Raw genomic sequence first — 17,477 nt, 5'->3', positions numbered from 1 at the left:
AGGACGCCGATGGATCCGGAAGCCTTGCGGCGCAGGGCCCGACTGAGCCAATCGGGTGCCGAGCACGACCAATCCCGCCTGACCGACCGCGGCCTCGACCCCGACTACATCACCTGCCTGGAGCATTTCCCCGACCTCGCACACGAGCAGATCCATGACAGCGTCCAGGCCATGAGCCCCGGCGACATGCAACACGCCGCCCAAACCTGGGTCACCATCGCCGACAGCCTGTTCGGAGCCGCCTCTGCCCTGCACACCACCGTCCAGTCGGCCCTCGCCGACGGCATGGCAGGTCATCTCGCCGACGCCGCCGAAGCAGCCGCCCGCCAATTCGTCCGCGACGCCACCGACGTAGCCGAGATCATCCACGGCACCGGCCACCGCATATTCGCCGCCGCCTACGGCGCGGAGGCCCTCCGAAAAACCGTGCCCCCGCCCCCGGCTCACGGCTCTGCCGGCGAGCGTGACAACCAATACCGTCTCGCCTTGGCAGCCCTCGACGCCAACTACGTCCCCATCTACCCGCCCGCAGGCGCGTCGATCCCAGCTTTCTTCCCGATCACAACTCCGGGAAGCGGCCGAGCCGACACGGCATACAACGCCGAAGATCCCGGCGGCACACCGGATTCGAACCCGGACACGATCACACAACCGGCCGGTTCGCACACCCCCGACCCGGTCACCGATCGCCGGACAGGGCCCACCGAGGTGCCATCGTCGCCTGCCCCGTCGAATGACTCGACGCCTGCCGCCGATCCACGCACCCCGGCGTCCGGCACACTCGTTGATTCGCATGGCGTCTCGGACCCGGAAGCCGAAAACCGCCCTGCTTCCTCCGGGAGCGAAACCAGGCCCGCCACCACAACCCCGGGCGTCGACCCCGTCTCCCCCACACCGACCGGCAGCCCAACCATCCCGACCCCCGCACACACACCGACGCCAACCCCAGACCCCGGCCGCAGCTTCCCCACCCCACCGAACCCTGAGCTCGCACAACCGAAGTCGCCTTCACTCCCGAACGGCCCCGAACCCTCCACCCAGAACATGCCCCCCGGCATGTTCACCCCCGGCACCCGCAGCACCCCCGACTCGGACGCCGCCCACTACAGCCCGACATGGCTGATCCGCGACCGCACCACCGAACTACTCGGCCACCCCCTCCCCTACGTCCCCCAAACCATCGGCGCCGAATTCCTCGCGGCCCGAAACGAGCCAGCGACTGCCGAGGACGACTTCGAATGAGCCCGCGGCCGACCACTCGGTTGCTCGCCGCGTGGACCTTGCCCTATTCGCCGCCGAAGACTCTTTCCACCACTGTTTTCGCGCGGCGGGTGACGCGCATGTAGTGGTCGAGGAATTCGCTGCCGTCGTCGGTGGGCCAGCCCGCCACCCGGGCGATGGCCGACAGCAGGGTGCCGGGGCCGGGGAGTTGGTCGGCGGGTTTGCCTCGGACCAGGACCAGCGCGTTGCGGGCCTTGGTGGCGGTGAGCCAGGCGTCGCGGAGGAGGGCGGCGTCGGCGGCGTCGATGAGTTCGGCGCGTTCGATGGCGTCGAGGGATTCGAGGGTGGAGGTGTTGTGGAGTGCGGGGACCTCGTTGGCATGCAGCAGTTGCAGGAGTTGGACGGTCCATTCGATGTCGGCGAGGCCGCCGCGGCCCAGTTTGGTGTGGGTGGCGGGGTTGGCGCCGCGCGGGAGGCGTTCGGAGTCGACGCGGGCCTTGATGCGGCGGATCTCGCGCACGCCCTCGGGGGACATGCCGCCCTCGGGGTAGCGGATGGGATCGATGGTGCGCAGGAAGCGGATTCCGAGGTCGCGGTCGCCCGCCACCTGATGCGCGCGCAGCAGCGCCTGGACTTCCCAGGACTGCGCCCAGTTCTCGTAGTAGGCGGCGTAGGCGGCCAGGGTGCGGACCAGTGCGCCGTTGCGGCCCTCGGGCCGCAGCCCGGCGTCGACCTGCAGCGGCGGATCGGTGCTGGGTGCGCCCAACAATCGTTGCACCTGTTCGGCGACGCCGATCGCCCACTTCACCGCGACGGTCTCGTCCTCGCCCGGGCGCGGGTCGCAGACGAAGATCACGTCGGCGTCCGAGCCGTAGCCGAGTTCCATCCCGCCCAGACGCCCCATCCCGATGACCGCGAAATCCGCGGGCGCGGGCCTGCCGAGTTCGGCCTCACTGGCCCGAATCACGGCCTGCAGCGCGGCTTCCAAGGTCGCGATCCACACCGAGGACAGCGCCTCGCACACCTGCGCGACATCGAGCATGCCGAGCACATCAGCGGAGGCCACCCGCGCCAGTTCGTGGCGGCGCAGCGACCGGGCCGTCGCGACGGCCCGCTTCGGGTCGTCGTAACGGCTTGCGCCGGAGAGGATTCCACGCGCCACATCGGAGGGCTGGGTGGCCAGCAGCAGCGGCCCGTCCGGCCCGTCGGCGTACATGCGGATGGTCTCGGGCGCGTTGATCAGCAGGTCGGGCAGATACGCCGACGACCCGAGCACGATCATCAGCCGCTGCGCGATGGCCCCTTCGTCGCGCAGTTCGCGCAGGAACCAGATCTCGTTGTCGAGGCCCTCCGACACCCGCCGGTAGGCGAGCAGGCCCGCGTCGGGATTCGGTGTCTCGCCGAGCCATTCGAGCAGGGTGGGCAGCAGCAGCGCCTGAATCCGGCCCTTGCGCCCGACCTCCCCGGTCAGCGCCTTCAGATGCCCGAGCGCGTTCTCCGGTGCGACATAACCGAGCGCGGCCAGCTGCCGCACCGCCGCCTCGGGGCTGAGCCGCAGATTGTCGGCGTCGAGCCGCGCCACCGATTCCAGCAGCGGCCGGTAGAACAGCTTGGCGTGCAGGCGTCGCACCCGCATGGCATTGCGTTTGATCTCGCTGGTCAGCACCCCGACCGCGTCCTGGCGCCCGTCGGGCCGCATGTGCGCGGCGCGGGCCAACCAGCGCATGCCCTCCTCGTCCTCGGGGGCGGGCAGGGTGTGGGTGCGCTTGAGTTTCTGCAGCTGCAAACGGTGTTCGAGCAGGCGCAGGAATTCGTAGGAGGCGGTGAGGTTGGCGGCGTCGTCGCGGCCCACGTAGCCGCCCGCGGCCAGCGCCGTGAGCGCCTCCACGGTGCCCTGCACGTGCAGCGATTCGTCGGCCTTGCCGTGCACCAATTGCAGCAGCTGCACGGCGAATTCGACGTCGCGCAGACTGCCGTGCCCCAGTTTGAGCTCGCGTTCGCGCAGATCGGCGGGGACCAGGTCCTCGACCCGCCGCCGCATGGCCTGCACGTCGGCCACGAAGTCGGGCCGCTCGGAGGCCGCCCACACCATGGGCATCAGCGCCTCTCGATACTGCTCGCCCAGTTCCAGATCCCCGCTGGCGGGCCGCATCTTGAGCAGCGCCTGGAACTCCCAGGTCCGCGCCCAGCGCTTGTAGTAGGCGATGTGCGATTCCAGGGTGCGCACCAGCGCCCCCGCCTTGCCCTCGGGCCGCAGCGCCGCGTCGATCTCGAAGAAGGCCGCGCTGCCCACGCTCATCATCTCGGCGGCGAGCCGGGTGGCGGTGGTGTCGGCGGGTTCGGCGACGAAGATGACGTCCACGTCGGAGACGTAATTGAGTTCCCGCGCACCGCATTTGCCCATGGCGATGACGGCCAGCCGCACCGGCACGTCGCGTTCGGCGCACACCCGCGCCACCGCCACCGACAGCGCCGCGGTGAGCGCCGTGTCGGCCAGATCGGTGAGATGCTGCCCCACCTGCTGATACGGCAGCACGGGCTCGTTCTCGACGGTGGCGGCCAGGTCGATGGCGGCCAGCAGCATGAGCTGATCGCGATACCGCTTGCGCAGCAAGGCGATCGCCTCCGGCCCCGTCACCTGCGCCCGATACAGCATGGGCCCGGCGTTGGGCCCGTTCTCGGGCTCGGCCTTGACCGAGTCCAGCAGATCCGCCAGCAACTCCGCGCGCCCCGGCAGCGTGGGCCGTTTCAGCAGCTGCCACGCCGGCGGATCGGCCACCAGGTGATCGGCGAACGCGCTCGACGACCCGATCAGCGCGAACAGCCGCCCCCGCAGCGCGGCATTGCGCCGCAGCTCGTAATCCAGTGCGGCCCAGTCGCTCCCGAGCTGCTCCCGCAACCGGATGAGGGTCAGCAGCGCCAGGTCGGCGTCGGGGGAACGAGACAGCGCCCACAGCAGCGGGACGCTGTCCACATTGTCCCAGGCCAACTCCCGCAGGGAGTCGGCAGCCGACGGCTCGAGCAAACCGAGCCGTCCAACACCGGGCACAGCGGAACGAGCAGTCGGTGGCCGAACCATTCTTTCAAATTACATGTCACGCAGATCCGACATGCGGCCGAACCCTCCGAAACCAGACATTGTTGCCCGCCCGCAGCCGCACCGATTCTTTCGCGAGCCCGCGGCGTTCAGGGTGTGACCGCGGGCTGGTCGGCGGCACGCAGGCGCTGGCGCATGCGGCCGATGCCCTCGATCTCGAGCTCGACGACATCGCCGGGGCGCAGGTAGGGGAAGCGGCCGGACAGCGCGACCCCCTCGGGGGTGCCGGTATTGAGGATGTCACCGGGTTCGAGCACCGCGAACTGGGACAGGTGCCAGACCAGATACGCGACGTCGAAGATCAGGTCCGCGGTGCTGGAGTCCTGGCGCGGCTCGCCATTGACGAAGGAGCGCAGCCGCAGATCCTTGGGATCGAGTTCGGCGGCGGGGACCAGCGCCGGACCCAGCGGGTTGAAGGTCTCGCAGCACTTGCCCTTGGACCATTGCCCGCCGGACTCCTCGAGCTGGAAGCGGCGCTCGGAGACATCGTTGGAGATGGTGTAGCCCGCGATGCACTTCCATGCCTCCTCGGGCGAGTCGAGATAGCGGGCACGCGAACCGATCACCACCGCGAGCTCCACCTCCCAGTCGGTGCGGTCCGAACCGCGCGGGATGAGGACCTCGTCGTACGGGCCCACCACGGTATTGGGCGTCTTGAAGAAGACGACGGGCGTCTCCGGCGGCAGCGCACCGGATTCGGCGGCGTGCGCGGCATAGTTCATGCCGATGCACCACACCGCTCCCGGCCGCGCCACCGGCGCACCGACGCGACGGCCGGTGATGTCGATGCGGGGCAGGCGACCGGCGTCGAGCGCCGCGGCGGCGGCCGCGATGCCGCCGCCCGCCAGGAAGTGGCCGTCGATATCGGCGGTCACGGGCGTCAGATCGTATGCCTGCCCGTCCGCGCCGAGCAGGATCGGCCGTTCCCGGCCGGGTTCCCCCACGCGCTGCAGCTTCATTCGTGTTCTCCGGATTCTGTCGAATTGGTCAGGGCAGCCGGTAGATCCGGCGGGCGGTCTCCGTCAGCACCGCGGTGCGGTCGGCGGGAGACAGTGTGGTCAGGGTTTCGAGGGTGGTCCGCCAGACCTTGCGATACGTGGCGGCGGTGAGCGTGAACGGCCAGTCCCCGCCCGCGAGAATTCGATCCGGCCCGAACACCGACAGCGCGTGATCGACGTAGGGCTGCCAGTCCGCGGCCGTGAAGCCCGGCGCGGAGACCGTCGCCAGGCCGGAGAGCTTGGCCACCACGTTCGGGCAGGCCGCGGCCTCCGCCAGCAGATCGGCCCACGGCTGCCAGCCGCGTTCGGCGATCGGCGGTTTGCCCAGATGGTCGAGGACGATCGTGAGCGTGGGGTGCGCTGCGGCGATCACCGGAATCTGCGCCACCAGATCGGGTCGTTCGGCGACCGCGTCGAAGACCAGCCCGGCGTCCGCGAGCAGCGCCAGGCTCTCCGAAACCTCTTGGCGCAGCAGCCATACCGGGTCGGGGTCGCGGTGGATGAGGTGCCGGACGCCGACCAGCGCCGGGGGTGGCGGGCCGTCCAGTTCCGCGGCGGTGCGGGCGGGGTCGTGCAACGGCAGCCAGCCGACGACGGCGGTCGGCAGCGGCGCGCGCTCGGCGGCGTCGATCAGGGTGCGGGTCTCGGCGAGCGAGTCGGCGGCCTGCACCAGCACGAGTGCGCCGACCTCGAATTCGGACAGCTGCGGCGCGAGGTCGTCGAGGGTGTAGGTCCGGTACAAGACATCCGATGTTTTCTCGAGCCAGTCGTACTCGACGTCGAACTTTCCACCGTCGATGTCCCAAATATGCACGTGAGCGTCTACAGTCATCGGAGGCATGCAGTCCCATCCTGGAAAGTGGGGAATCGGTCTTGTCGGTCACCGACGATGCGATAGCGCGAATCAAGGCCAAGATCGTCTCCGGCGATCTGCGGCCGGGTTCGAGACTGCCCCGCGAGGCCGACCTCGCCGCCGAACTGGGGGTCTCGCGCAATTCGCTGCGGGAGGCGGTGCGGGCGCTGTCGCTGGTGCGCATCCTGGACGTCCGTCAGGGCGACGGCACGTATGTCTCCAGCCTGGAACCGAATTCGCTGCTGGACGCCATGAGCTTCCTGCTCGAATTCCACCAGGACGATTCGGTGCTCGACATCCTCGGGGTGCGCCGCATCCTGGAACCCGCCGCAACGGCGCTGGCCGCCCAGCGCATGTCCGAGGCCGAGATCGAGCACCTGCGCGCGCTGGCCGAGCCCCCGCCCAGCTCCTCGGTCACCGACCTGCTGGCCCTGGACCTGAGCTTCCACGCGGCCATCGCCACCGCCTCCGGCAACAAAGTCCTGGCCTCCCTGCTGGATTCGCTGTCCATGCCCACCACCCGGGCCCGCATCTGGCGCGGCGTCACCGAGGAGGGCGCGTTCGAGCGCACCGTCGCCGAGCACCGCGCCATCTGCGACGCCATCGCCGCCCACGATCCCGAACTCGCCCACGCCCGCGCCCTCGCCCACGTCGCGGGCGTCATGGAATGGCTGGCCCGCGCGGCCGGTTGAGCCTGCCCCGCCGGTTGAGTCCACGCGGCCGACCGAGCCCCCACCACCCGCTGAACCCACGCGCCCGATGAAGCCCGCCCCGCCGAATGAGTCCACGCGGCCGACCGAGCCCCCACCACCCGCTGAACCCACACGCCCGATGGAGCCTGCTCCGCCGAATGAGTCCACGCGGCCGATTGAGCCCGCACCACCCGCTGAACCCACGCGCCCGGTGAGGCCCGCGTAACCGGTTGAACCCGGCGCGCCACCCGAGCCCACGCTGGTTGTCACGCGCATCCGAGGTCGTGCCAGAGTCGTTCCGGCACGGGCGTGTTCAGCATCTCGAAGCTGTCGGCGATCTCCGCGGCGGTGCCGGCACCGAGCACGGTGGCGGTGACGGCGGAGTGCCGCCGGGGGAATTGCAGGGCGGCGGCGCGGAGCGGGACACCGTAATCGGCGCAGACGCGGGCCATGTCCCGGGCCCGGGCGAGCACCTGGAAATCGGCGGTCTCGTAGTCGAAGGTGGTGCGGCGCAACGGATCCGCGAGGATCCCGCTGTTGAGCACACCGCCGACCAGAACGGCGATGCCGCGGCGTGCGCATTCGGGGAGGAGTTCGGCCTCGGCGCGCCGGTCCAGCAGGGTGTAGCGACCGGCGATGAGCACGCAGTCGATCGGGGCTTCGCGCGCGAAACGCAGAGCGGTCTCGACCGTGTTGACGCCCACGCCGATCCCCGCGGTCAGCCCCTGCTCGCGCATGCGGACCATTTCCGGCACGGCCGAGCGCAGCGCCTGCTCCAGGTGGTCCTCGGGATCGTGCACGAGCAGCATGTCCACGTGGTCGAGGCCGAGCCGCGCCAGCGAATCTGCGAGGGATCTGCGCACGCCCAGCGCCGAATAGTCCCTGCGCCGTGACCGTTTCGGCGCTCCGTAGAACCCGTCCGTGCCGTCGACGGCCAGCGGATCCTCGCGCAGCAGCCTGCCGACCTTGGTGCACACCCAGTAGTCGGTGCGCTCGCGGCCGCGCAGGAACGGCCGCAGCCGTTCCTCCCCCTGTCCCGCACCGTAGTGCGGCGCGGTGTCGAAGGCGCGAATTCCCGTCTGCCAGGCATTGTTCAGCGCCTCGCGGGCGGCCGCGGCGCCCACCGGCCGGAACAGCCCGGCGTATCCCGCGCCGCCGAGGACGACCCCGGGCAGGCCGGGCAAGGTGAGCGGCTGCGGCCGGGCAGCGGATCGGCTAAGCATCGCCGCGCTCCCCCGCGAGATCCCAGACCACCGGCAGTTCGGCGTTACCGTCCGAATAGTCGTGCGGCACTGCCAGAAACGCCCCCATGTAGCGCTGCCACTCGATGTTCACCGGCAGTCCGGCGAGTTCCCCGAGCAGCTTGTCGTAGCTCTCGCAGTCGATGACGTGGAACAGGTTCAGCCCGCTGCGCCAGATCGTCCAGTCGGTGGCCCCGGCCGCGCGAATCGCGGCGACCAGTTCCGCGGGCACCTGCCGGTGGGCGGCCTCGTAGTCGGCTTCGGCGCCGGGTTTCAGCTTGGTGTGCAAGGCGATTCGCATGTCACTCCTGTCGGCGGCCACCGGCGATCCGGGTGATGACGAGCGCCACCAGGATGAGTGCGCCATTGATGAACTTCAGTGAGTCGGCGCTGACCCCGCCGTAGGACAGCAGCTTCTGGATGAGCGTGAGGATCGCGATGCCGAAGAAGGCGCCCAGCACCGACCCGCGCCCGCCATTGAGCGAGACCCCGCCGATCACGCAGGCGGCGAAGACATTGAAGATCATCCCGTCGCCCTGGCTGACCTGGACGCTGGCGAACTGCCCGGTATAGATCAGCCCGCCCACCGCCGCCAGCACCCCGGCGATCACCAGCACCGTGATGACCACCCGATCGGTGCGGATGCCCGCGGCCCGCGCCGCGGCCTCGTTGCCGCCCACGGCGTACAGGGCTCGACCGGCTGTGGTGTAGTTCAGCACCAGATAGCCGGCCGCGAAGAGCAGCAGGCACACAATGATGTTCACCGGTACGTCGAGCACCCGCGCATTGCCCAGCCATGCCACCGCGTCCGGAATCTTGGTGAGGGTGAAGCCGCCGGTGAGGAAGGTCAGCAGCCCGCGCAGCGCGATCAGCATGGCCAGCGTGACGATGAACCCGTTGAGCCCGAACCGCACGATCAGCAGCCCGTTGACCAACCCCACCACCAGACCCGTGAGCAACGCGATGGGTATGGCCATCCACGGTGAGGCCCAGGTGAACGCCCCGACCTTGGATGTCCCCATGGTCACCCAGATGGCCACTCCCGGAGCGAGACCGAACGTGGACTCCAGCGACAGATCCATCCGACCCACCACCAGCACCAGCACCTCGGCCAGCACCAGCAGCGAGATGCCGCTCATGGTGGTGAGCACGTTCACCAGGTTGTCCGCCGAGACGAAGCTGGTGTTGATGAAGTAGCCGACCACCAGCACCAGCAGGATCGGCGGCACCAATAGGAAGTCACGTAATGAGCTCCAGCGCACTGGTATTCGCGTCCGCCGCACTGCCACGCCCGCGGGCTCCGCCGCATCGGTCGCGGCGGTCATCGGCTCGGTTCCGGTCGTGCTCATGTCAGTCCTCCCATGGCGGGGACGAGTTCCCGGTCGTCCCAGCCATTTCCGCATTCAGCGGTCACCACGACCGGCACCCGGTCGCAATCACGCGGATCGTCGAGTTCATCCGAGGCCGCCAGGATCCCCGTGCCGCGGGCGGCCGCGGCGCGCAGTGCCTGTGTCGCGGCGGTCACCGGTTCGGTTCCGGCCGTGCTCATGTCAGTCCTTCCATGGCGGCGACGAGTTCCCCGTCTGCCCAGCCCTTCTCGTATGCGCCGGTCACCGCGCCCTGCACCATGACCAGCACCCGGTCACAGTCGCGCAGGTCGTCGAGTTCGTCGGAGACCACCAGGACCGCCGTGCCGCGATCGGCGGCGGTACGCACCACGGCGCGCAGGGTCTCCTTGGAACGGACGTCCACGCCGGCGGTCGGGGTGATGAGGATCAGCACGGAGGGTCCGGTGGCCAGGGCGCGGGCGAACACCACCTTCTGCTGGTTGCCGCCGGAGAGTTCGGCGACGCCCTGCTCGGGTCCGTCGACCTTGATGTCCAGATCCGCGATCGCGGTGCGGGCCAGCGCATCCCGGGTACGGCGCGAGAGCAGGCCGAAGCGGCCGAGCCGACGCGGCACGGTGAGGGTGGCGTTGTCGGCCACGCTCATGGTCAGGACCAGCCCCTCGTCGTGACGGTCGCGGGGGACGAAGCTGATCCCGGCGTCCCGCGCGGCGGGCACGCCGCCACCGCGTAACTCACGCTCGCCGACGTGCACGGTTCCGCTTGCGGCGCGGCGTAATCCGACGATCGTCTCGGCCACCTCGACGCGGCCGCTGGAGCCGCCGCCCGCCAGCCCGACCAGCTCTCCGGGCCGCACGTCGAAAGTCACCGCGCCGAATTCGCCGGGCCGGGTGAGCTTCTCCACCCGTAGCACCGGCCGCGCGTGCGGGTCGGCGGGCAGGCGCGGGACCGCTTGTTCCAGTTCGGTGGAATCGCCGGTCATGGCGGCGATCAGCTCGCGTTTGCCGAGCTCGGCCACCGGTGCGGTGACGATGTGCCGGGCATCGCGGAAAACCGTGACATCGGAACAGATTTCGTAGGTCTCGTCCAGATGGTGGGAGATGAACAGAAAGGTCACGCCCTGCGCCTGCAGGTCCCGCATGCGTTCGAACAGCCGCCGGATTGCCGCACCGTCGAGCTGCGCGGTCGGCTCGTCCAGAATGATGAAGCGGGCCCCGTACGACAGCGACCGCGCGATCTCCACCAGCTGCCGGTGCTCGACCGAAAGCTCCCGCGCCGGTGTGTCTTCCGCGACCGGCACCGACCAGGTGTCGAGCAGTTCCCGCGCGCGGGCGCGCACCGCGCGCCACCGCACGATCGGGCCGCCGAAGCCCTGCCGGTTGATGAACAGGTTCTCCGCCACGGTCAGGTCCGGAATGATCGTCGAATGCTGGTAGACGCATGCCACGCGGGACCGCCAGGCGTCGCGGTCGGCGGTCGGCGGCGCGGGCCTGCCCGCGAAGCGCACCTCCCCCTCATCAGGAGCTGCGAGTCCGGTCAGGATCGACACCAGCGTCGATTTGCCCGCGCCGTTGCGGCCGACCAGGGCGTGGGTGCGGCCCGCGGTCACCCGCAGCCCGACCCGATCCAGGGCGGTGGTGCGGCCGAAGCGCTTGGACACGCCGATCGCCTCGGCCACCGTCGAATCATGGTCCGGCACTGAGGTTTCCAGGTCCGGCACTGTTGTTTCCGTCATCGGTAAGACCGCTTCCACCCGGTGCCGGTCAGTGACCCCGGCCCCACAGCGCGGGATCGGTGCTGGCGAGGGTGTTCAGCTCACCCACCTTGCCGCCGCTCTTGGTCACCACCGGCGCGGGCAGCTGATCCTCGAGCTGGCCGTTGCCGGCGTCGACGATGACCGAGCCGTGGTCGGTCGGTCCGGGCGTGAACTTGCGGCCCTCGGTCGCCGCCTTGGCGTAGAAGACCGCGTACTGCGCGTAGAGATCGGCGGGCTGGGACACGGTGGCATCGATATCGCCGTTGTCGATGGCGTCCAGCTCGGCCTTGATGCCATCATTGGAGACGATCGTGATGTGGCCCGGCTGACCGGCTTTCACCAGTTTGTTGGTGCGCTCGAGCAGCGCGAGCGTGGGTTGCAGGAACGCGCCGCCCGCCTGCATGTAGATGCCGTTGATATCGGGATCGGTGAGCAGCTTGTCCTGCAGGCCCGAGACCGCGCGGTCGCCCTTCCACTCGGTGGGGATCTCGATCACCTTGATGCCCGAGTACCGCGTGCGCATGCAGTCGGCGAACGCCTGGGAGCGGTCGCGACCGTTGATCGAGCTCAGATCACCCTGGAATTCCACGACTTTGCCGCTGCCGTGCAGTGTTTCGCCGAGATAGACGCACGCGTTGGTGCCGTAGGCGCGGTTGTCCGCGCGCACCACCATGTAGGCCCCGCCCGAGTCGGGCCGGGTGTCGACGCTGACCACCGGCACGTGCTTGGCGGCGGCCGCCGACAGCGCGGGCTTCACCGCCGCGGTGTCCTGCGGGGCCATGATGACGGCCTTCACGTTCTTGGCCAGCAGCGTGTCCACATTCGATTTGAGCCGGTTGGCGTCGTTGTCGGAGCTGGTGTTCTCGAGCTTCACCCCGGCCGCGGCGGCCTTCGGTCCGAGGTATCCGGCGTAGGCGCTCCAGAAGTCGGTGTCCGAGCGGGGCTGATCGGCCCCGACCAGGACGCCGTCGGCGGCTCCGCTGCCGACGTTGACGGCGGCGGGCGCGCCGGAGCCGCCGGTCGATTCGCGGGAACAGGCCGCCGCCGCGGCCACGACGAGCGCGGCGGCCAGCGCCGCGCCGATGATTCTGGTGTTCATGAGTTTTCGAGCTCCTTTGCCGAAACCTGGGCTGTGGGTGCGAGTTCGACCGGGGACCGCCAGGCCGCGCCGGTGGGATAGCGGTAATCGCGCAGGGTCTCGGGCAGCATCTCGGCGCTGAAACCCGGTGCGCGCGGCGCGAGATAGCGGCCGTCGGCCACCCGCACCGGATCGCGGAAGTGCTCGTGCAGGTGGTCGACGAATTCGATGGCGCGCTCGGCCATGGTGCCGGAGATGGCGACGAAGTCGATCATCGCGAGATGCTGCACCAGTTCGCACAGCCCGACCCCGCCCGCGTGCGGGACGACCGGGACGCCGAACTTGGCCGCCAGCAACAGGATCGCCAGATTCTCGTTGACGCCCGCGACCCGGGTGGCGTCGATCTGCAGGATGTCCACCGCGCCCGCCTGCAGCAGCTGCTTGAACAGGATCCGGTTCTGCCCGTGCTCGCCGGTGGAGATGGGCGTCCCGGCGACGCGGCGGCGGATCTCCGCGTGGCCCAGGATGTCGTCGGGGCTGGTGGGCTCCTCGACCCAGGCCAGCCCGGCGGGCGCGAGCCGCGAAATCCATTCCGCCGCTTCGTCGACGCCCCAGCGCTGGTTGGCGTCCACGGCCAGCCCGATGCCGGGGCCGACGGCGTCGCGGGCGATCTTCACCCGGCGCAGGTCCTCGTCCACATCGCGACCCACCTTGATCTTGATGGTGCGGAAGCCGTCGGCCACGGCATCGCGGGCGAGCCGGGCGAGCTTGTCGTCGGAGTAGCCGAGCCAGCCCGCCGAGGTGGTGTAGGCCGGGTATCCGGCGGCCAGCAGCTGGGCGGTGCGCTCGGCGCGGCCGGATTCGGCGCGGCGCAGGATGTCGAGGGCCTCCGCCGGTGACAGCGCGTCGGTGAGGTAGCGGAAGTCGACCAGGTCGACGATCTGCTCCGGTGACATCTCGGAGATCAACTGCCACACTGGCTTTCCGGCGTATTTCGCGGCGAGGTCCCAGGCGGCGTTGACGACCGCGCCGATCGCCATGTGCATGACGCCCTTTTCCGGCCCCAGCCAGCGCAATTGGGAATCGCCGGTGAGCTCGCGCGCGAATCCGCCCAGATCGCCGATGATCTCGTCGACCCGGCGGCCCACCACGTGGTGCGCGAGCGCCTCGATGGCGACCTGCTGCACCTCGTTGCCGCGGCCGATGGTGAACACGAAACCGTGCCCCTCGGGCCCGCCCCGGTCGTCGGTGCGCAAGATCGCGTAGGCGGCCGAATAGTCCGGATCCGGATTCATCGCGTCCGAGCCATCTAGTTGCGCCGACGTGGGGAACCGGACATCGTAGGTGTCCAACGCGGTGATACGTACCATGCGGTTTCCCATCTGCCAGTGATCTGGATCACGACTATACATCCGATGTCTAGAAGCGCAATGGGTTTGGCAAATCCCCGAGTCTTGGCTAATCCGAGCAATATTCAAGCGATCCCCTCGCCCGCAGTGCTACCTTCGGGAAGCCAAACATCGGATCAATAGCGTGAGGTGGCTATGCAACACCCCGAGCTGGACGGACTCGCCGCGGTCGTGACCGGAGGGGGATCGGGCATCGGCCGGGCCGTCACCGCCGCCCTGCGCGCGGCGGGCGCACGCGTCGCGGTCCTCGACCTGAACCCCGGTCCCGCCCGGCCCGACGGCCCCGCCCTGAACTGCGATGTGGCCGACGATGATTCGGTGCGCGCCGCCGTCGCCGCCGCCGTGGACGCCTTCGGCCGCCTCGACATCGTGGTCAACAACGCCGGCATCGGGGCACAGGGCACCGTCGAGGAGACCACCGACGCCGAATGGCGGCAGGTCCTCGAGGTGAATGTGCTGGGCGCGGTGCGGGTTTCGCGGGCCGCGCTGCCGCACCTGCGCCGCTCCCCCGCCGCGGCCATCGTGCACACCTGCTCCATCGCCGCCACCACCGGCCTGCCCAACCGCGTCGCCTACAGCGCCAGCAAGGGCGCGATCCTGGCTCTCACCCGCGCCATGGCCGCCGACCACCTGGCCGAGGGCATCCGCGTCAATTGCGTCAACCCCGGTACCGTCGACACGCCGTGGGTGCAAAGGCTGCTCGCCGCCGCCGACGATCCCGCCGCCGAACTGGCCGCCCTGCGCGCCCGCCAGCCCCACAGGCGGCTGGTCACCGCCGAGGAGGTCGCCGCCGCCGTGCTCTATCTGGTCAGCCCCCGCGCATCCTCCACCGCCGGAACGATGTTGGAGGTGGACGGCGGCATGCATTCGCTGCGCTTGCGCGCCCCCGAGACCGTGGAAAGTATCGAACGGTGACCGAGCGCAGAATCCCCAAGCCCCGAGACCTGGCCCCGCTGCTGAAGTTCGATCGGCCGTTCGGCGGGCGGGACCGCAAACTCGCACGGGCGCAGACCATCTGGGACCTGCGCGAGCTCGCCCGCAAGCGCACCCCGAAGGTCGCCTTCGACTACACCGACGGGGCCGCCGACGCCGAACTGTCCCTGGCGAGAGCCCGGCAGGCGTTCCGCGACATCGAATTCCGCCCGGAGATCCTGCGCAATGTGGCCGACACCGACACCGCCGTCACCGTCCTGGGCGAACAGGCGCGGCTGCCGTTCGGCATCGCCCCCACCGGCTTCACCCGCATGATGCACACCGCGGGCGAGATCGCGGGCGCGCGCGCCGCGCAACGGGCGGGCATCCCCTTCACGCTGTCCACCATGGGCACCACCGCCATCGAAGACGTCGCGGCAGCAACGGGTTCCGGCGCGCGCAACTGGTTCCAGCTCTACATGTGGAAGGACCGCGACCGTTCCATCGCCCTGGTCGAGCGGGCCGCGAAGGCCGGATTCGACACCCTGGTCGTCACGGTCGACGTCCCGGTGGCGGGCAATCGGCTGCGCGATGTCCGCAACGGCATGACCGTGCCGCCGTCGATCACCGTCACCGGCGCGCTCGACGCGCTCCGGAAACCTTGGTGGTGGTGGGATTTCCTGACCACCGAGCCGCTCGCCTTCGCCTCCCTGGACCGCTGGTCCGGCACCGTCGCCGAACTGCTGGACTCCATGTTCGACCCCACCGTCGACTTCGACGATCTGGCCTGGGTGCGCGAGCAGTGGCCCGGGCGGGTGCTGGTGAAGGGCGTCCAGACCGTCGCCGACGCCAAACGGCTGGCCGGGCTGGGCGTGGACGGCATCGTGCTGTCCAATCACGGTGGCCGCCAACTCGATCGGGCCCCGGTGCCGCTGCACCTGCTGCCGCAGGTGGTCCGGGAGGTCGGCGACGACCTGGAGATCCACCTCGACACCGGCATCCTGCACGGCGCGGACATCGCCGCCGCCCTCGCGCTCGGCGCGCGCTTCACCCTCATCGGCCGCGCCTACCTCTACGGCCTCATGGCGGGCGGCGAGGCCGGTGTGGACCGGGCCATCGAGATCCTGCGCACGCAGCTGGTGCGGACGATGCGACTGCTCGGGGTCGGCTCGGTCGAGGAGCTCGAACCCCGCCACGTCCACCTGATGGAGCGCTTCCGTCCGCTCGAATGAACCGGGTCGCGCACCGGAACGCGGACGGGCCGCGAGCACCGAGGTGTTCGCGGCCCGTCCGGGTCGAAGCGATTACAGCCCGAGGTATTCCTTGAGCTCGTAGGGCGTCACCTGGTTGCGATAGCCCGCCCATTCGCGGCGCTTGTTGCGCAGGAAGAAGTCGAAGACGTGCTCGCCGAGGGTTTCGGCGACCAGCTCGGACTTCTCCATGTTCTTCAGCGCCTCGTCCAGCGACGCGGGCAGCTCGCGGAAGCCCATGGCGCGACGCTCGGCGGAGGTCAGCGACCACACGTCGTCCTCGGCCTCCGGCGGCAGCGTGTAGCCCTTCTCGATGCCGCGCAGACCGGCCGCCAGCAGCACGGCGAAGGTCAGGTACGGGTTGCAGGCGCTGTCGGGGCTGCGGATCTCGACCCGCCGCGAGGACGCCTTGTTCGGGGTGTACATCGGAACCCGAACCAGGGCAGAACGATTCGAGCGGCCCCAGGACGCGGCCGTCGGGGCCTCGCCGCCGTGCACGAGGCGCTTGTAGGAGTTCACCCACTGGTTGGTGATGGCGCTGATCTCGGGCGCGTGCTCGAGGATTCCCGCGATGAAGGCGCGCGCCGTCTCCGACAGGTTGTCCGGATCATCCGGGTCGGCGAAGGCGTTCTGCTCACCCTCGAACAGCGACATGTGGGTGTGCATGGCCGAACCCGGGTGCTCGGCGAACGGCTTGGGCATGAACGACGCCCGCACGCCCTCGTCGATGGCGACTTCCTTGATCAGGTAGCGGAAGGTCATGACGTTGTCGGCCATGGACAGCGCGTCCGCGTAGCGCAGGTCGATCTCCTGCTGGCCCGGCGCGCCCTCGTGGTGGCTGAATTCCACGGAGATGCCCATGGATTCGAGCGAGTCGATGGCGTGGCGGCGGAAGTTCGGGGCCTCGTCGTGCACGGCCTGGTCGAAGAAGCCGCCATTATCGGCCGGGACGGGCTGGGAGCCGTCGTGCGGGCCCGGCTTCAGCAGGAAGAACTCGATCTCGGGGTGCACATAGCAGCTGAAACCGAGGTCGGCGGCCTTGTTCAGCTGCCGCCGCAGCACGTGCCGCGGGTCCGCCCAGGACGGCGAACCGTCCGGCATGGCGATGTCGCAGAACATGCGCGCCGAGTGCTGATGCCCCTTCGACGTGGACCACGGCAGCACCTGGAAGGTGGAGGGGTCCGGCTTGGCCACCATGTCCGCCTCGGACACTCGGGCAAACCCTTCGATGGCCGATCCGTCGAAGCCGATGCCTTCCTCGAACGCGCCCTCCAGCTCGGCGGGCGCGATCGCGACAGACTTCAGATAGCCCAGGACATCGGTGAACCACAGTCGCACGAAGCGGATATCGCGCTCTTCGAGCGTACGGAGGACGAATTCCTTCTGACGGTCCATGTCCGCGACTGTAGGGGCCGGGAGTTAAATCCGTGTTACATAAACGTCAGCAGGCGCGGCGAGTGCTCTGTTTAATTGCCCTCCGCTTCGCTCCGGGCGGGATTTGCGGCGCTGGAGGTCTCGTTCTTCCCTCCCTCCGCTCCTCCGCTTCGCTCCCCCGCTCCACTCAGTCCAGAACGAGACGCGCCGCAAACCTTTCGGGAAGTCAGCAGGTCAGGCCCGCGGCGGG

Annotated in this window: 15 protein-coding genes; 4 read left to right on the top strand and 11 right to left on the bottom strand. The window is 69.6% G+C overall.

Translation table 11 applies throughout. From position 1 onward, the window contains the following. The first annotated feature begins 9 nt into the window (after positions 1-9). Positions 10-1,242, top strand: a complete 1,233-nt coding sequence (locus GPX89_RS43435) for a hypothetical protein (RefSeq protein WP_157393641.1) — start codon at positions 10-12, stop codon at positions 1,240-1,242. Positions 1,243-1,285: 43 nt separating this feature from the next. Here the strand turns inward: GPX89_RS43435 and GPX89_RS43430 are convergent, their stop codons facing one another. The 3 genes from GPX89_RS43430 to GPX89_RS43420 all read right to left on the bottom strand — a co-directional run bounded on the left by GPX89_RS43430 (position 1,286) and on the right by GPX89_RS43420 (position 6,148). Next, the gene (locus GPX89_RS43430) at positions 1,286-4,300 is read right to left on the bottom strand and encodes a bifunctional [glutamine synthetase] adenylyltransferase/[glutamine synthetase]-adenylyl-L-tyrosine phosphorylase (RefSeq protein ID WP_157393640.1); all 3,015 of its coding nucleotides are present in this window, start codon (positions 4,298-4,300) and stop codon (positions 1,286-1,288) included. Between the two features lie 107 nt (positions 4,301-4,407). Next, positions 4,408-5,277 (bottom strand): fumarylacetoacetate hydrolase family protein, encoded by an 870-nt coding sequence (locus GPX89_RS43425; protein WP_157393639.1) that lies wholly within the window; start codon positions 5,275-5,277, stop codon positions 4,408-4,410. Positions 5,278-5,305: 28 nt separating this feature from the next. Beyond that, positions 5,306-6,148 (bottom strand): amidohydrolase family protein, encoded by an 843-nt coding sequence (locus GPX89_RS43420; RefSeq protein ID WP_157393638.1) that lies wholly within the window; start codon positions 6,146-6,148, stop codon positions 5,306-5,308. Positions 6,149-6,189: 41 nt separating this feature from the next. Between GPX89_RS43420 and GPX89_RS43415 the strand changes: the two genes are divergently transcribed. Continuing rightward, on the top strand, positions 6,190-6,861 hold the full coding sequence (locus GPX89_RS43415; RefSeq protein ID WP_157393637.1) for a FadR/GntR family transcriptional regulator: 672 nt from the start codon (positions 6,190-6,192) through the stop codon (positions 6,859-6,861). A 266-nt stretch (positions 6,862-7,127) separates the two neighbouring features. Here GPX89_RS43415 and GPX89_RS43410 read toward each other — a convergent pair whose 3' ends face one another. The 7 genes from GPX89_RS43410 to GPX89_RS43380 are packed head-to-tail and all read right to left on the bottom strand — an operon-like array spanning position 7,128 to position 13,652. Further along, entirely contained in the window at positions 7,128-8,084 is a 957-nt protein-coding gene (locus GPX89_RS43410) for an aldo/keto reductase (protein WP_157393636.1), read from the bottom strand. Further along, positions 8,077-8,403 (bottom strand): L-rhamnose mutarotase, encoded by a 327-nt coding sequence (locus GPX89_RS43405; RefSeq protein ID WP_157393635.1) that lies wholly within the window; start codon positions 8,401-8,403, stop codon positions 8,077-8,079. Before GPX89_RS43405 ends, GPX89_RS43410 begins: the two co-directional genes overlap by 8 nt. A 1-nt stretch (position 8,404) precedes the next feature. After that, entirely contained in the window at positions 8,405-9,451 is a 1,047-nt protein-coding gene (locus GPX89_RS43400) for an ABC transporter permease (protein WP_235949422.1), read from the bottom strand. Next, positions 9,448-9,651, bottom strand: coding sequence for a hypothetical protein (locus GPX89_RS43395; RefSeq protein ID WP_157393634.1), 204 nt, complete (start codon positions 9,649-9,651; stop codon positions 9,448-9,450). The genes GPX89_RS43400 and GPX89_RS43395 overlap by 4 nt, the downstream gene beginning before the upstream one ends. After that, positions 9,648-11,183 carry a sugar ABC transporter ATP-binding protein gene (locus tag GPX89_RS43390; protein ID WP_157393633.1) on the bottom strand — a complete coding sequence of 512 codons (1,536 nt, stop codon included), beginning with the start codon at positions 11,181-11,183 and terminating at the stop codon, positions 9,648-9,650. The genes GPX89_RS43395 and GPX89_RS43390 overlap by 4 nt, the downstream gene beginning before the upstream one ends. Before the next feature lie 28 nt (positions 11,184-11,211). Continuing rightward, positions 11,212-12,303 carry a sugar ABC transporter substrate-binding protein gene (locus GPX89_RS43385; protein WP_157393632.1) on the bottom strand — a complete coding sequence of 364 codons (1,092 nt, stop codon included), beginning with the start codon at positions 12,301-12,303 and terminating at the stop codon, positions 11,212-11,214. Continuing rightward, positions 12,300-13,652: an enolase C-terminal domain-like protein gene (locus tag GPX89_RS43380; protein WP_157393631.1), complete on the bottom strand. Its 1,353-nt coding sequence runs from the start codon at positions 13,650-13,652 to the stop codon at positions 12,300-12,302. Before GPX89_RS43380 ends, GPX89_RS43385 begins: the two co-directional genes overlap by 4 nt. A 174-nt stretch (positions 13,653-13,826) precedes the next feature. Here GPX89_RS43380 and GPX89_RS43375 point away from each other — a divergent pair, with 174 nt between their 5' ends. Together GPX89_RS43375 and GPX89_RS43370 are read left to right on the top strand one after the other, a co-directional pair. Then, positions 13,827-14,606: an SDR family NAD(P)-dependent oxidoreductase gene (locus GPX89_RS43375; RefSeq protein ID WP_157393630.1), complete on the top strand. Its 780-nt coding sequence runs from the start codon at positions 13,827-13,829 to the stop codon at positions 14,604-14,606. After that, positions 14,603-15,835 (top strand): alpha-hydroxy acid oxidase, encoded by a 1,233-nt coding sequence (locus tag GPX89_RS43370; protein ID WP_328602999.1) that lies wholly within the window; start codon positions 14,603-14,605, stop codon positions 15,833-15,835. The genes GPX89_RS43375 and GPX89_RS43370 overlap by 4 nt, the downstream gene beginning before the upstream one ends. 72 nt (positions 15,836-15,907) lie before the next feature. On the opposite strand, the gene glnA is transcribed toward GPX89_RS43370, so the two are convergent. Continuing rightward, positions 15,908-17,248: a type I glutamate--ammonia ligase gene (gene glnA / locus GPX89_RS43365; protein WP_157393629.1), complete on the bottom strand. Its 1,341-nt coding sequence runs from the start codon at positions 17,246-17,248 to the stop codon at positions 15,908-15,910. Between the last annotated feature and the right edge of the window lie 229 nt (positions 17,249-17,477).

The organism is Nocardia terrae, from assembly GCF_009760405.1.
Taxonomy (GTDB): Bacteria; Actinomycetota; Actinomycetes; order Mycobacteriales; family Mycobacteriaceae; genus Nocardia; species Nocardia terrae.
The sequence above is the reverse complement of the archived record's forward strand: the minus strand, read 5'-3'. Positions and strand labels throughout refer to the sequence as shown.

Coding starts and splice junctions, on each gene's coding strand:
- GPX89_RS43435 (WP_157393641.1), top strand. CDS start 10: ATGGATCCGGAAGCCTTGCGGCGCAGGGCCCGACTGAGCCAATCGGGT.
- GPX89_RS43430 (WP_157393640.1), bottom strand. CDS start 4,300: ATGGTTCGGCCACCGACTGCTCGTTCCGCTGTGCCCGGTGTTGGACGG.
- GPX89_RS43425 (WP_157393639.1), bottom strand. CDS start 5,277: ATGAAGCTGCAGCGCGTGGGGGAACCCGGCCGGGAACGGCCGATCCTG.
- GPX89_RS43420 (WP_157393638.1), bottom strand. CDS start 6,148: ATGACTGTAGACGCTCACGTGCATATTTGGGACATCGACGGTGGAAAG.
- GPX89_RS43410 (WP_157393636.1), bottom strand. CDS start 8,084: ATGCTTAGCCGATCCGCTGCCCGGCCGCAGCCGCTCACCTTGCCCGGC.
- GPX89_RS43405 (WP_157393635.1), bottom strand. CDS start 8,403: ATGCGAATCGCCTTGCACACCAAGCTGAAACCCGGCGCCGAAGCCGAC.
- GPX89_RS43400 (WP_235949422.1), bottom strand. CDS start 9,451: ATGAGCACGACCGGAACCGAGCCGATGACCGCCGCGACCGATGCGGCG.
- GPX89_RS43395 (WP_157393634.1), bottom strand. CDS start 9,651: ATGAGCACGGCCGGAACCGAACCGGTGACCGCCGCGACACAGGCACTG.
- GPX89_RS43390 (WP_157393633.1), bottom strand. CDS start 11,183: ATGACGGAAACAACAGTGCCGGACCTGGAAACCTCAGTGCCGGACCAT.
- GPX89_RS43385 (WP_157393632.1), bottom strand. CDS start 12,303: ATGAACACCAGAATCATCGGCGCGGCGCTGGCCGCCGCGCTCGTCGTG.
- GPX89_RS43380 (WP_157393631.1), bottom strand. CDS start 13,652: ATGGTACGTATCACCGCGTTGGACACCTACGATGTCCGGTTCCCCACG.
- GPX89_RS43375 (WP_157393630.1), top strand. CDS start 13,827: ATGCAACACCCCGAGCTGGACGGACTCGCCGCGGTCGTGACCGGAGGG.
- glnA (WP_157393629.1), bottom strand. CDS start 17,248: ATGGACCGTCAGAAGGAATTCGTCCTCCGTACGCTCGAAGAGCGCGAT.